The sequence below is a fragment of the Brevibacillus aydinogluensis genome (assembly GCF_961514395.1).
GTDB classification, from domain to species: Bacteria; Bacillota; Bacilli; order Brevibacillales; family Brevibacillaceae; genus Brevibacillus; species Brevibacillus aydinogluensis.
Window position 1 is genome coordinate 3,509,411 of sequence record NZ_OY569118.1, and the last position, 14,036, is coordinate 3,523,446.

The window sequence follows — 14,036 nt, forward strand, 5'->3', positions numbered from 1 at the left end:
TCCCGGCTCCCGCTTGCAGGCAGAAACAGCGCCGTAATAACGGCGCTGTCAGCGTGTAGACAAAGTCCGTGGTGCATGGGTAATGGGGCCCACTCGCTCTCTTGACGACCAGCAACGAAGTCGATAGAGTCCGCTCCAAAACGCGACGCGGGCAGGGGGCAAACATCTGGGTATTTCGACGAAGTGAGACTTGTGCCCCCTGTATTCCCCGCGTCTTGCGTCTTTTCGCTTTGCAGGTCGTCAAAGGAGCTCGCTTTGCCCCATCACCCCATGCCATGTACTTTTTCTCCACCTTCGGTTGATTAATGTGCAGGCCTTGCGGCCTGGAAACGATGGGAAGATCGGTTCCTTGGGAAACTACATCATAATAAAAGCAGTTTGTCTTCAGTCTGACAGCCCCGTAATAACGGCGCTGTCAGTGTCCGAGAGCAAGTATCTGCTGAATCCGCGATTCTTCGTTCAAAAGCGGGCAGGTGTAGCAGTACCGGCCGCTCGCCAGGCAGTGCTGGAAGCAGCATTGGCGGCGAATGCGAATCTGCCGGTCCGGCTGCTTGGGATGCGAGACGACGGTAAAGTTGGTGTCAAGCGGATTGCCTGTGGTGAGGCCAAACAGGTCCGGCCCGGCTTGACGGCACAGAAAACGAAAATCGGCGGCAAGCTGACCGCGAAGCGCAGCCAGTTCTTCCCGCTGCTGCCACTCCTCGTAATAGTAGTGCACGATGTAGGCGGTATGCGCCCACAAAACCTTGGCGTGAATGCCGGTAACCGCAGACAGGGTCGCAATCAGCGGGTGAATTGTCTCCGCAAAAAAGCGGCGCAGCACCTGTTCCCGCCAGACGTCCCGCCCCTGTCCGCCGGGCGTGCTGACACTCCCATCCCGCAGGACAAACCGGGGAAGGGCCCAGTTTTTCTCAGCAGTCAAAAGAATGTTGCCCAGCGATAAATCAAGCCCGGCCGAATAGACGGACATGGCGTACAAGCCGCCGCACAGTACGGTCAGGAAGCGTTTGAAGAAGATGGACGCGGTCACCACGGGCGTGGGGGAACCGATCTGTTCACCCAGCTGGCGCAAAAACGGCTTGACGGTCTCTTTCTGCAGCAGACCGTCTGCGGCAAACACCAGCGGCGCAGTCACTTCGCCTGCGATCGAGAGGCGGTACGTTTGTTCCAAGACGGACAGATTCAATTCGGCGGACATGGGCGACTTCCTTTCGTGTTCTCTCCTTGGCATTATATTCAGCTATAATGATTTTCATTATCATCTTTCTTGCTGACATCCATTATAAGCCGCCCCCCCTCCCGGCACAAGGGCACGACGACGAAATCAGCACAATCGATGCATACGATTGCCATATACCGCCAGAATAACAATGTAAGCACGTAAAGGAGGGTTGTTATGTCACTGATTCCTTATGAACCATTTCGCCATCTGGAGAACGTGCGCCGCGAGCTGGACCGTTTCTTTACCACCGGAATGCCCGGCCTCTTCGCCGGCACGGAGGGGTTCCTGGCCACTCCCCGCATTGACGTGTACGAAACGGATACGGAAGTGGTCGCGACGTGTGACATCCCCGGTCTGGAAAAAAAGGAAGACGTGCAGATCGATATCGAGAACAACGTCCTGACCATATCCGGCAGCATCAACAAGGTCAACGAGGTGAAGGAAAACCGGATGCACCGGCAGGAGCGGTTCTCCGGCCGCTTTTCCCGCTCCGTCACGCTCCCTGCCCGTGTCTCTTCCGAAGGGGTAAAAGCCACCTACAAAAACGGCGTCCTGGAAGTGCGCATTCCCAAAGCGCATCCGGATGAGAAGCGGCGCATTGACGTGGAGTTTCACTAGGTCCCGCCAGCATGGAAACACGCCTCCCCGCACAGGGAGGCGTAGTTTTTTGGACCAGGCACTCTTTTCAGGAGGCGGAAAACTGTCACGGGAAGTCGTGATGTGCGGCGTACGTTCGTTACATCATGTCTCCGACCGGTACGTTTCCCCCAGTTCCGCATGAGCCCAAATAGTGGCGGAAACTGTTCTTTCCACTACTCCCGCCTCTCCCCACAGATAATCACTGGGGCGAAAGGGAAGCTCGACCTGCGCGCGCTTGTGTAGGATAATGGAACAAACACAAAAGAGACAAAGAATTGCGAAACAGGGTAACGGGAAAAGGAGGAACCCATCGTGCGACACTACGACGCGATTGTCATCGGAGCCGGTTCAATGGGCATGGCAGCGGGGTATTACCTTGCCCGGCAGGGAGTGAAAACACTGCTCCTGGATGCCAGCGATCCGCCTCACCAGTGGGGGAGCCATCACGGGGATACCCGGATCATCCGGTACGCATACGGCGAAGGCAGGCAGTACGTGCCGCTGGCGCTGAGGGCCAAAGAGCTGTGGACTGATCTGGCCGAAGAAACGGGAAAGCGCCTGTTCGTGCAAACGGGCGTACTCAGCGCGGGGCCTGCGGACGCGCCGTTCCTACGAGAGGTGCAGGAGAGTGCAGCGCAATACTCGCTGCCGCTGGAAGTGCTGGACGCGGGGAATGTCGGACAGCGCTGGCCGGGCATCCGTCTGCCCGCAGAGTTTCTCGGTTGTTTTGAACCGACAGCGGGCGTTCTCTACAGCGAAGAGTGCATCCGCGCCTACCGCAATCGGGCGCTGGCTGCCGGAGCGGAGCTGCGCACCGGCGAGCGGGTGACCGGCATTCAGGCAAAGAGCGACAGTGTCAGCGTGCAAACGCAAACCGACACCTACAGCGGGAGCGCGCTGCTGATCAGCGCCGGCGCCTGGAGCGCAGGGCTTTTGGCCTCGCTCGGCCTCTCCCTGCCGCTCACTCCCACCCGCAAAACCGTCTCCTGGTTTGCTGCGGACGAACAGCTGTACAGCAGCGACCGCTTTCCGGCCTTCCTTTTCACGCTGGCCGATTCGATGTTTTACGGTTTTCCCATCCTGGACGGCGCGGGGGTCAAGATAGGGCGGCACGACGGCGGGCAGCCGGCCGACCCGGACCAGCTGGACCGGACCTTTGGCCTTTATCCCTCGGACGAAGCGCATACGCGGTCGTTCCTGGAACGGTATATGCCCCAGGCTGCCGGACCGCTTCGCCAGGGCAAGGTCTGCCTGTACACCTATACGCCTGACGAACACTTCATCATAGATCGTCATCCCGAATATCCCCATATCGTCATCGCCGCCGGTTTTTCCGGTCACGGCTTTAAATTCGCCAGCGCCGTGGGAGAAGCAGCCAGCCAGTTGATCACCCGGGGAACATCAGAGATCGACCTGTCCCTGTTTCGAGTGACCCGCTTCTGAACAAATTGCACGCAAACAGCCTCGCCCAAGTCAGGGGCGAGGCTCAGCGTGCAGACAGCTACACCTCCCAAACGGACGAGCCGATCCGAGCGATAACCAGCTCCCATGCCGGCAGCGGCTCTGCATGTGAAGCCTGGGCGAACGAGCTGCCCTCAAACTGGGACAGGTACGCAAACCCGGGCCGCGTCACCAGATCAGACAGGAAGGCCGACCGGGTGGCGCCCGGTCTCCGCTGCCGGTTGAGATGGCGAATGAACATCTCGGCGGGACCGATGCCGATGCCGTGACCGTAGTACTCCCCTCCTCCCAGCACCACTGCATTCTCTCCCTGCCACTCCGGTGTGGACGGATCGAAGTCGGGATTTTCAAAATACACAATGTCTCCCGGCAGGAAGGACCTCGTCCGAACCGTTGTCAACCGCAGGTCCTGGTCATACCGCCAATCGTACAGAAGCAACCCGGAAAACAGCCGGTCAAAGTCGGACCGCCGTATCGATTGCAGCACGGCGTAGTAGATTATGACCACCATCGCCGTGGCGCATTCCAGCGCGTAGGCCCGGCCGCGGCGGAAAATATCCTCGATGGCGACGGACGGCGGCACGTTTTCCCGGAGCAGGCACCCGCCGTACTCGGTTTTGATCCAAAACTCCTCGTTGCACCTCGTCCGTTCGAAAGTGGCGAATGCCAGTCCGCTGTGGGCAAGTGCCACTGCTGATTTCACCAACCGCTCGCGCAACTTCAGTTCAAACCGCAAGACCTGGGCAGAGGGATAGGCGTATACGTCCCGGCTGCGCGCCATGGCCGTCACCACTTCCCGCTGTCCCCCGGATAACGACCACGCTCCCAGTAACTCGGACGGATCGACCGGCGAACCTGCGATTGTAATCATGCGATCACCCCTCTCTTACCGGATCCTTGTAAATGTCTATGCAACGAGACGGTGAATATCACCCCCATCTCTGCTGCGGATCACAAGTCGAGGAGTGCATTCTCGCTAGGCGAGCCACATCTGAATGGCCGGCAGCAGGAGAAATACCCACACGACCGAGATGAGCGCGCCGGCGATTACGGCCAGCGTCGAGGAGCTTCCCGCCAGATCCCCCCGCTCAAACGCCTTGACCATGCCCAGCACATGTGCCCCCATGCCGTACATCAGCCCGATCGACTCGGGCCGGTTAAGCGCGCAGCGTTTGATGATCATCGGTGCCATAAAAACGCCCGCATAACTGGTCAGCATGCAAAACACGGCTGTCAGCGACGGCACTCCGCCGATCGCCTGCGACAAGCTGACGGCGATCGGCATGGTGACGGAACGGGGGATCACGCTGATGGCCGCCGTTTCCCCCAGGCCCACGAGCATCGTCGTCGAGACACCCGCGATGATGGACACCAGCGATCCGGCAGCCAGACTCAATATGATGATCTGCCAGTTGGCGGCAAGAATCGGCCAATTCCGGTACAGAGGGACGGCAAACGCCACTGTCACGACACCCAGCATTTCGTGTAAAATGGAAGCGTTTTCAATGTACACCTCGTAAGGAAGACCGGAGACAGCCAGCACCCCGATCACCGCCGCCGGAGTCAGCACGGCGGGAGAAAACAGCAGGCCCGGTCTGCGTCGATTTATCCGCTTGCTGAGCCAATAAAAGAGAACAGTCAGCGGCAAACTACACACGCTCCACGCAATCACGCCGCTTCCCCTCCCTCATCCGGTGCAGCCGTTCCGCTATGACACCGGTGGAAACCATCACCAGTGCGGTTCCGCTCAACACGACGAGCAGCACCAACAACCCCTTTGTCCCCAACAGCCACGGGACCTGCACAATCCCGACGATCGTCGGCACAAAGAACAGGATCATCTCGCCAAAGAGCAGCGCCGCTCCCGCTTCCACCCACGTGAGCCGCACCCATCCCGCCTGCAGGGCAACAAACAGTAGCATCATCCCGATCAGGGAGCCGGGCACGTGCAGGTGAAATACCGCCGCGACCGCCTTTCCCAACCAGGAAAACAGGAGCAGAAGCAGCATCTGCGGGATTGCTTGCAGCCATTTTTTCATCGGGACCGCCTCCTACGGACATGCCACATTGTTACGTTCATTCTACGCCGTCCCGATTTCATTCGTACAATACATAATTGTCATCAAATCCATGCCTTGTGGTTATGATGCAAGGTGCTGTTGAACAAAGGCGACAAACGCCCGTGCCGCGCGCGACAAATAGCCGTCCTTGCGGTAGATCAGTGCGTAATGCCAGTCGATCGGCGGCGAAGAGATGCGGACCATTTTCAAAAGACTGTTGTTGAGCCGTCTGGCTACGGAGCGGGGAACCAGTGAGATGCCCAGTCGGGTCGCGACCATTTCCCCGACGAAATCCCAGAGCGAACTCATGTAGGCGACCTGCGGTTCAAACCCGGAGCGCCTGCACGCCTGCCGAACCACATCGTGCAGGGCGTACTCCTCGGTGAACAGGATAAACGACTCGTCCTTCAATTCCGCCAGACTGACCGACTCCCTGGCGGAAAGCCAATGCTCTCGGTGAACGATGGCAACCAGGTCCTCCGCCGCGAGCGGAACGGCGACAAATGATTGCGTGTTGACCGGAAGCACCGTCAGCCCGACGTCGATGTGCCCCTGCTCCACCTGCACCTCCAGCCGCTTGGCGCTGTACTCCCTCATCTCCAGGTCGATGCCGGGGTATTCCTGTTTGAACCGAGCAATCACCTGGGGCAGCAGCAGGGATCCGACCGTCGGCATCATGCCGATTTTGACCCTGCCCCGCTGCAGGTTTCTCATTTCGGCCACAGAGGCATAGAGGCTCTCCATCAGCTGAAGCATTTTGGTCGCATGCTCGTACACCAATTCGCCTGCATCGGTCAGTTTCATCTTCCGGTCGCTTCGCTCCAGAAGCGTCACCCCGAGCTCCGCTTCCAGACTTTTGATCACCTTGCTGATGGACGGCTGGGAGACGTGCAGGACCTCCGCCGCCCGCGTAAAGCTCCGCTGCTTCACCACTTCGGCAAAATACTGAAGCTGCCTGATGTCCATCGCTCTGCCCCCTCTTCGCGCAGCTTGTCTGTCCTTCCAGCTTACCACACATGTCAGCGCGCGCAGAAATCCTCCCGCTCCCGCCTCCAGGTCCGCATCCGATTTCCCGGGGAACTGTCGCGATCTGTCCACGCCCCCAAAAAAGAAACCACCCGCAGTCCGGATGGTTGGCGTCTTCCGGCGCTAGCGGATGGCGTTCCAGTCGTATGGCGTCTCCTGGTAGACGTAGTAGTTGAGCCAGTTGGAAAACAGCAGATTGGCATGGGCACGCCAGTTTACCACCGGCGGCTGGCTGGGATCGTCGTTGGGGAAATAGTTTTTGGGAATGGCGATGTCCAGGCCCTTGCTGCGGTCGCGCTCGTACTCGTCACGCAGCGTCCCCTGATCGTATTCCGAGTGGCCGGTGACGAAGATCTGCCGGCCGTCCTTGGTGGCCACGATGTAAACGCCCGCTTCTTCCGATTCGGAAAGGATCTCCAGCTCGGCCACCTTTTCGATGTCCTCCCGCCGGTTTTCCGTATGGCGCGAGTGGGGGATGTAGAACACGCTGTCAAATCCCCGGCACAGCTTGACGTTTGGCTTGTTTACCGTGTGCGCAAAGACACCGAACAGCTTCTCGGGCAGCGGGTGCTTGGGCACGCCAAAATGATGGTACAACCCCGCCTGCGCCCCCCAACAGATATGCAGCGTGGAGGTGACGTTGGTCAGCTTCCAGTCGAGAATCTGCTGCAGTTCCTTCCAGTAGGTGACCTCGTGAAACGGCAGTTGTTCAACCGGCGCGCCGGTGATGATCATGCCGTCAAACTTTTCGTCCTTGATCTCTTCAAAAGTCTTGTAAAACGTGGACAGGTGCTCAGCCGGGGTGTTTTTGGAGGTGTGGCTGCCGGGATGGAGCAAAACGATTTCCACCTGCAGCGGCGTGTTCCCCAAAAGGCGGAGCAGCTGGGTTTCCGTCGTCTGTTTGACCGGCATCAGATTCAGGATGACGATGCGCAGCGGCCGAATGTCCTGCGTAAAGGCCCTGCTTTCCTTCATGACAAAAATGTTTTCTCTTGCCAATATCTCTGTTGCCGGCAGTTCGTCAGGTAATTTGATTGGCATGGTTCTCCCCCTTCCATCCGTCGCAGTGATGTCCGCAAGACAGTAATCCGACAAATTCGACAAGTATACTTTTCTTTCCTGCTTCCAGAATAGGTTCAAGGAAAGAAAATGATGACAATTTGTGCAGCAAAAACCCCCAACCACCAGCGGGTCAGGGGCAGATGCCATGTTCGTGTGCAATCGCGGGTTCCTTGTCTCTGTGCGGCCGGCCTGCGTGCCTCACGCCTCAGCCGGCAGCTGTTTCGTTTCGTTGTACACGTCATAATCCAGCTCACCGGTCACTCTGCTGGTAAGCAGGCCGGCCGTCATGCTGCCGCTTACGTTGAGAGCCGTCCGGCCCATGTCGATGAGCGGCTCGACGGAGATCAGCAGCCCGACGATCGCCACCGGCAGATTCATCGTCGACAGCACCATCAGAGCGGCAAATGTCGCACCGCCGCCCACGCCCGCTACGCCGAACGAACTGAGCGCAACGACGAGAATCAGCGTCAGAATGAACGACGGCGAAAGCGGATCGACGCCGGCAACAGGAGCCGCCATTACGGCCAGCATCGCCGGATAGATTCCCGCGCAGCCGTTTTGGCCGATGGACAGACCAAACGACCCGGCGAAGTTGGCAATGCCCTCCGGCACTCCCAGTTCGTCCGTCTGCGTCTTGACGTTAAGCGGCAGCGTACCCGCGCTGGTCCTGGATGTAAAGGCGAAAGTCAGCACAGGGAACGCCTTTCTCACAAAGGTGAGGGGATTTAATCCCGCCAGAGCCAGCAGCAGCAAATGAACGGCAAACATGACGAGCAGGGCCGCATACGACGCCACGACAAATTTGCCCAGGTTCCAGATGGCTTCGTAGTCACTGGTGGCGGTCACCCGTGTCATGATCGCCAGCACGCCGTAGGGCGTCAGACGCAAGATGAGCGTCACCACCCTCATCAAGACCGTGTAAAACGTGTCGACGATGCCGGCGAATTGTTCGGCATGGTCAGGATGCTTCCGCTTCACTCCCAAAAACGCCAGGCCAATGATGGCGGCAAAGATGACGACGGCGATCGTCGATGTCGGGCGTGCTCCCGTGAAATCCTGAAACGGGTTGGCCGGCAGCAGCTCCAGGATTTTTTGCGGCAGCGTCATCGTTTGCAGCTCGCCCAGCTTCTGCTCCACCTGCTCGATGCGCGCAGTCTCCGCTGCTCCCTGCTGCAGCTGCACGCCGTCCAGGTCAAACACGAATGTGAAGCCAATCCCGATGGCTGCGGCCACTGCGGTCGTGCCCACCAGGATGACGAGAATCAGCGTGCTGATCCTCCCGATGTTCGCGGACAGCTTCATTTTGGTAAAGGCAGCCAAAATGGAGAGAAAGACCAGCGGCATGACAATCATTTGCAGCAGTTTGACGTAGCCTTTCCCCACAATGTTGAACCAGTCGATCGACGTCTGCAGTACGTCCGACTTGATGCCGTACACAGCCTGCAGGATCAGACCGAAAACGATCCCTGCCCCCAGAGCGGCAAAGACGCGTTTGGAAAACGACACATGCTTCTTCTGCATGGCATACAATCCGGCCATCAGAAGCAGCATGAACACAATGTTTACAATGGACAACAACGTCAGCATGATAATTCCCTCCGATTGTCCGGCATGACTTCCTGATTCCGCTCCGATGCGGAACAATACATTTATATGATACAAAAACCGATAGGTCAAGTAGGATTTACACTTACATACATACGCAACACCAGACGCCTATGTCATTATCTCATCTGGCACATACCAGATTGACAGCAAAGGTTACCATCGGTTATTTTATAACCAACGGTTACTAACCATTGGTTATCATATGTCCAATCACATGAAAGGAGCGAGAATTCCCATGCCGAACAGACAGGAAATCCGTTCCGAGGAGACGCGACGGGCGATATTGGCAGCAGCCGGAACGCTGTTTGCCGAACGCGGTTTTGACGCCGTGACCATGCGGGAGATCGCCAAACAGGCTGGATGCTCCCACACGACCATCTACCTGTACTTCAAGGACAAAGAGGCGCTCCTTCACCATCTCTCCATGGAACCGCTGCAATCCCTGCACCAGCAGATGGAGGCCTTCCTGCGCGACCAAACGCTCGCTCCCGCAGACAGCCTGCAGGCAGTCACCCGGACATTCGTCCGCTTTTGTCTGGCGAACCGGAACATGTACACGATTTTTTTCATGGCAAAAGCGTCCCGCGTTGACGAAGAGACGCCGGCGCTGGAGGTCCAGCAGATTCGGAACCGGTTGTTCGGCCTGCTCAGGCAGGCGGTCCGGGCGTGTCTGCCGCCGGATACGCCGGACGATCGGGTGCTGGCCTACACCCGCATCTATTTCTTTACCCTGCATGGAATCATCGGAACGTACACCCACTCCGCCGAGCCGCTCGACCACCTGCTGAAGCGGCTGGAACCCACGTTTGACCTCGCCTGGGACGTCCTGCTGGCCGGATTTCACCATACCGCGACAAAAGGAAGTGGTGCGTAGATGAAGGCGGAACAAATCTCCGAGCACATTTGGAACCTCAAGGCGTGGCTGCTGATCCCCGTGCGCGTCTGGGTCGTTACCGCTGACGACGGCGTCACGCTTGTCGACGCCGGCCTGCCGTTCATGACCGCCGGCATTTTGCGGTTTATCGACAGGTTGAACGCCGGTCCGCTGCGGCGCATCCTGCTCACGCACGGCCATTCCGACCACGTCGGGGCGATCAGGGGATTCTGGACAAATACGCCGTTCCCGTATACGCACACCGCATCGAGATTCCCTACATGGAAGGAGCGCTGCCGTATCCCCGCCGCAAGAAACCGGAGCGCAACGTTGCCGCAGGACTGGCGGCACCGCTCGCCGAAAGCGCGGACGGACAGCTCCAACCCATCGCCAGCCTGAAGCCGTACCTGACCCCCGGCCACTCCCCCGGTCACGTCGTCTACTATCATGAGCAGGACCGCGTGCTGCTCGCCGGCGACCTGTTTACCTCCAAAAACGGACAGCTCCGCCGACCAATGCCGATGTTCACGGCGGACATGGCGGAAGCGGTGAAAAGCAGCGCCATCGTGCGGGAGCTGATGCCCAGGCGGCTGGAAGTATGTCACGGCGGACCGGTGTTTTCGGCCGGAGAGCAGGTGGCGGCGTATATGCGCAAGTACGGGTAAAGTCTCGAAAAAAATCATTGGAGCGTCCCCTATCCTCCCAGAGTGCAGACAACCGCACCTTGCCATCCACTGCAATGCAGCTCCGCTCGCTTTCTGGCAATTACAGGAATTAACAGCTATAATAGGATTGTCCCTATGCGGTCTATATGTCTATATATGGAAAGCAAGCGAGAGGATGATTCCGATGAAAAAATGGGTAGCGGCTGCATTGTGCGCCTCACTGGCATCTGTCGGCGGTTGGGCACTTGCGAAAAACACGGATAACATCACATTGATCGTCAACGGCAAAAAAGTAGAAACGGATGTGGCCCCGCAGATTATCAACGGACGCGTCATGGTTCCCGTTCGCGCGGTGTCGGAGGCGATGGGCGCTGAAGTGAACTGGGACAGCAAACAAAGGTCGGTGATCGTCAGCAAACCGGAGGGGCCAACACCGATCGCCCGTTTGCCGCATGAGCAGACCACGCTCTATGCCCTGAAACAAAAAGATGACCTGTATACTCCGCTGTTGGCAGAACACCAGGGCCAATTCAAGCTGTTTGACTGGAAAAGCGTAACAAACCCCAGCTACGCGCCAACGATCCAATCCAAAGACCTGACGGGTGACGGAAAAGACGAGCTGATCTTCATTCTGACGACCGGATATGGAACCGGGGCACTGACCCAGGACGTCCACGTCCTCCAACCGGACACATGGGAGGAACGAAAGGTGCCTGATCCGGTCGAGACGCTGAAGCAACACATGACGAGCAAGGTCACCAAGGACCACGTCGAGATTTCAATTGACGGAAAGACAACGGTGATCCCCGCAGACAAAATCCCTGCGGAACCATCCAGCTGGTTTTCGTCTCTTGGAATCGGCGGCATCGTGACCTATGAAACGCAGGGAGACGCGCTGCTCGCCCGTGTTCCCGCCCAGTTGTCACCGGCGCATGTCGTGGGCCAGTTTCACATCACCTATCAGTTTGCCAAGGATCAATTCCAGGTAAAGACTATCGAATTCGTGCAGGACTAGCCTGGTCAAACGAAGTTAAAGAAGAAGTGCTAGAGGACAACATCACCCATGACACCACAGACTTTGTTTACAGACTGAACCGGACAGCGTTTTGCTGCCCGGTTTTGGTTTTTTTAATAGCCCTCCACCCGGAAGAAGGTGTGGTTGCCAATCACTTTTTTCTCCACGACCTTCCTTGCAGTGGAACCAGGGAAGGTGAAGTATTCGACACCGTTATTGTATGACACCCTTGTCGCATAGTACGAGTTGGTCACAAACCACAGGCAGTTGCCGATCGGATTGGGCGTCGTGGACATGTTCATGGCGATATTCAGCGAATCCTTCCAGGCCTGCGAGGAAAGATCCGGCTTCCGAGCCGCTTCCGTCGTCATTCCCTCAAACTGATACTTCTTCAGCAGCACCCCCTCGTACGTATTCCCGCCAAACTCGGAAAGGTTTTTGGCTTTTCGGTTTTTGGCCACGTGCGCACAACCGCGCTTTCCTTCAAGCGATTCCCCACGCGCCTCGGCATATACCATGCGGGCGAGCAAATCAACGCTGTCGCGCCCTTTCATTTCAGTGAGATCCCACGGATCACTGCCGATATTCGTCAACGGTTCACCATACGGATACGCCATGTCTGATACCCCTTTCATGTTTTGGATTTGAAAGAAACGAAGGGGTGTTCAACTTAAGCGGCCCCACCCCAAGCCGCTCTGTTGAATTTCGTTTCATCTCCATAGGCAGGAACAGGGACGAAAATACAACCCTGGCTGCAAAAAAGAAGGAATCTCTGCCCGGCGGCGAAAAAAAAGCCCTCTCCCCTGAGAACAGGCGTTTTTCGCGCATGTGTGAAAAGCGTATCAGCAACAAATTGACGAGTGCGATTCATTCCTGAATAATTATACAAAAACGCATAATAGTGAATCATACGGCAAGCTCAGTGCCTGATGAGCGCACACCATCGGCATCTATTCAAGAATGGATAGGGACAGGGCAAAGGGGGACAGCGACGTGAATGACCAACACACGTGGAGCGAAGATTTGGCCATCCTGCAGTCGCTCAAGGACGATCTGCTGGTCACGAATACGGATGGCATCATCGTGCGGGCCACGGAAAAAACCGGGGAGATTTACGGTGTGGACACGAAAGATTTGATCGGCAAGTCGGTGTACGACCTGGAGAAGGAAGGGCTGTTTACGCCGATTGTCACGCCGATGGTCATCAAGGAACGCAGAAAAGTCACCGTGATACAGACGACAAACAAGCGGAAAAAGCTGCTGGTCACGGGCATTCCGGTGTTTGATCCCAACGGCGAACTGATCTTTATCGTCAGCTACTCCCACGACGTGACCGAGCTGATCAACCTGCAGCACTACCTGCAGGTGCTGGAAGAAGACATCGAGCGCGTGAAAAGCGAGCTGGACATGCTGCGCAACAAGCATCTGCATGCGGACGGAATCATCGCCAACAGCGAGGAAATGAAAACCGTGATCGACACGGCGCTCAGGGTGGCCGAAGTGGACGCCACCATCCTGCTGCTCGGTGAATCCGGGGTGGGCAAATCGCATGTCGCCAAGTTTATTCACAATCACAGCGGACGCGCCAAGGGACCGTTCATCGAAGTAAACTGCGGAGCGATCCCCGATGCGCTGTTTGAGGCGGAACTGTTTGGCTACGAGAGCGGCGCCTTTACCGGGGCCAATCCGAAAGGAAAGCTGGGGCTGGCCGAGCTGGCTTCCGGCGGGACACTGTTTCTCGACGAAGTAGGCGAACTGTCGCTGATCAACCAGGTCAAACTGCTGAAATTGATTCAGGAGCGTCGGTTCTTCCGGCTGGTCGGCACCAAGGAACGGGAGGCGGATTTCCGCCTGATTGCCGCCACCAACAGGGACCTGGAAGCGGCCGTGAGCGAAAAGACGTTTCGCGAAGACCTCTACTTTCGCCTCAATGTCGTGCCAATAACCATTCCGCCGCTGCGCCGGAGAACGGAGGACATCCTGCCGCTGATCCAGCACTTTTTGCGGCAGTTTGAGCAAAAGTACAAGCGAAAACGGACGCTGGACGAAGCCGTGATCCACCGCCTGATCTACTACGAGTGGAAAGGAAACGTGCGGGAACTGATCAACGTCATCGAGCGACTGGTCGTCACCTCTTCCTCCCCGGTGGTGACGGTCGATCTGCTGCCGGCGTACCTCAATCGGCGATACGATCAGCCGCTGTTCGATGTGCATGAAAATCGGCCGCTGCAGGACATCCTGGATCAGGTCGAACGGCAGGTCCTGCTAAAGGCGAAACGAACGCACAAGACCACGGTGAAAATGGCGCAGGCGCTGGGGATCAGCCAGCCGTCCGTGGTGCGGAAATTAAAAAAACACGGAATCACGTAAGGGGTTGGAACGAAACTTGCAGTTCACTCCCGGC

General features: G+C 57.5%; 13 protein-coding genes and 1 pseudogene. 6 read left to right on the plus strand and 8 right to left on the minus strand.

The window, feature by feature from the left end:
- Positions 1–415 precede the first annotated feature (415 nt).
- The gene (locus Q7F15_RS17390; protein WP_171565167.1) at positions 416–1,198 is read right to left on the minus strand and encodes an IucA/IucC family C-terminal-domain containing protein; all 783 of its coding nucleotides are present in this window, start codon (positions 1,196–1,198) and stop codon (positions 416–418) included.
- 198 nt (positions 1,199–1,396) lie between these two features.
- On the opposite strand from Q7F15_RS17390, the gene Q7F15_RS17395 reads away from it, so the two are divergent.
- Together Q7F15_RS17395 and solA are read left to right on the plus strand one after the other, a co-directional pair.
- Positions 1,397–1,840, plus strand: a complete 444-nt coding sequence (locus Q7F15_RS17395) for an Hsp20/alpha crystallin family protein (RefSeq protein WP_304414726.1) — start codon at positions 1,397–1,399, stop codon at positions 1,838–1,840.
- A 333-nt stretch (positions 1,841–2,173) separates the two neighbouring features.
- The gene (gene solA / locus Q7F15_RS17400) at positions 2,174–3,304 is read left to right on the plus strand and encodes an N-methyl-L-tryptophan oxidase (RefSeq protein ID WP_304414727.1); all 1,131 of its coding nucleotides are present in this window, start codon (positions 2,174–2,176) and stop codon (positions 3,302–3,304) included.
- 58 nt (positions 3,305–3,362) lie between these two features.
- On the opposite strand, the gene Q7F15_RS17405 is transcribed toward solA, so the two are convergent.
- The 6 genes from Q7F15_RS17405 to Q7F15_RS17430 form a co-directional block, all read right to left on the minus strand.
- Positions 3,363–4,193: a protein-glutamine gamma-glutamyltransferase gene (locus tag Q7F15_RS17405; RefSeq protein ID WP_171565172.1), complete on the minus strand. Its 831-nt coding sequence runs from the start codon at positions 4,191–4,193 to the stop codon at positions 3,363–3,365.
- Positions 4,194–4,298: 105 nt separating this feature from the next.
- A complete protein-coding gene (locus tag Q7F15_RS17410) occupies positions 4,299–4,994 on the minus strand; it encodes an LrgB family protein (protein ID WP_304414728.1) in 696 nt (231 codons plus the stop codon).
- Positions 4,972–5,361: a CidA/LrgA family protein gene (locus Q7F15_RS17415; RefSeq protein ID WP_171565175.1), complete on the minus strand. Its 390-nt coding sequence runs from the start codon at positions 5,359–5,361 to the stop codon at positions 4,972–4,974. Before Q7F15_RS17415 ends, Q7F15_RS17410 begins: the two co-directional genes overlap by 23 nt.
- A 102-nt stretch (positions 5,362–5,463) precedes the next feature.
- Positions 5,464–6,348, minus strand: coding sequence for a LysR family transcriptional regulator (locus Q7F15_RS17420; RefSeq protein WP_171565177.1), 885 nt, complete (start codon positions 6,346–6,348; stop codon positions 5,464–5,466).
- A 183-nt stretch (positions 6,349–6,531) separates the two neighbouring features.
- The gene (gene metA / locus Q7F15_RS17425) at positions 6,532–7,449 is read right to left on the minus strand and encodes a homoserine O-acetyltransferase MetA (RefSeq protein ID WP_171565179.1); all 918 of its coding nucleotides are present in this window, start codon (positions 7,447–7,449) and stop codon (positions 6,532–6,534) included.
- A 219-nt stretch (positions 7,450–7,668) separates the two neighbouring features.
- Entirely contained in the window at positions 7,669–9,057 is a 1,389-nt protein-coding gene (locus Q7F15_RS17430; protein WP_304414729.1) for an L-cystine transporter, read from the minus strand.
- A gap of 256 nt (positions 9,058–9,313) precedes the next feature.
- Between Q7F15_RS17430 and Q7F15_RS17435 the strand changes: the two genes are divergently transcribed.
- From Q7F15_RS17435 to Q7F15_RS17445, 3 genes and pseudogenes are all read left to right on the plus strand, one after another.
- The gene (locus Q7F15_RS17435) at positions 9,314–9,952 is read left to right on the plus strand and encodes a TetR/AcrR family transcriptional regulator (RefSeq protein WP_212132154.1); all 639 of its coding nucleotides are present in this window, start codon (positions 9,314–9,316) and stop codon (positions 9,950–9,952) included.
- Positions 9,953–10,617 (plus strand): annotated as a pseudogene (locus tag Q7F15_RS17440) (MBL fold metallo-hydrolase). It begins immediately after the preceding gene.
- Between the two features lie 184 nt (positions 10,618–10,801).
- A complete protein-coding gene (locus Q7F15_RS17445; RefSeq protein ID WP_304414730.1) occupies positions 10,802–11,632 on the plus strand; it encodes a copper amine oxidase N-terminal domain-containing protein in 831 nt (276 codons plus the stop codon).
- A gap of 113 nt (positions 11,633–11,745) precedes the next feature.
- Here the strand turns inward: Q7F15_RS17445 and Q7F15_RS17450 are convergent, their stop codons facing one another.
- Entirely contained in the window at positions 11,746–12,249 is a 504-nt protein-coding gene (locus Q7F15_RS17450) for a cell wall hydrolase (protein WP_171565188.1), read from the minus strand.
- 343 nt (positions 12,250–12,592) lie between these two features.
- Here Q7F15_RS17450 and Q7F15_RS17455 point away from each other — a divergent pair, with 343 nt between their 5' ends.
- Complete coding sequence (locus Q7F15_RS17455) at positions 12,593–14,002, plus strand: sigma-54 interaction domain-containing protein (protein ID WP_438286229.1); 1,410 nt, start codon at positions 12,593–12,595, stop codon at positions 14,000–14,002.
- The last annotated feature ends 34 nt before the right edge of the window (positions 14,003–14,036 follow it).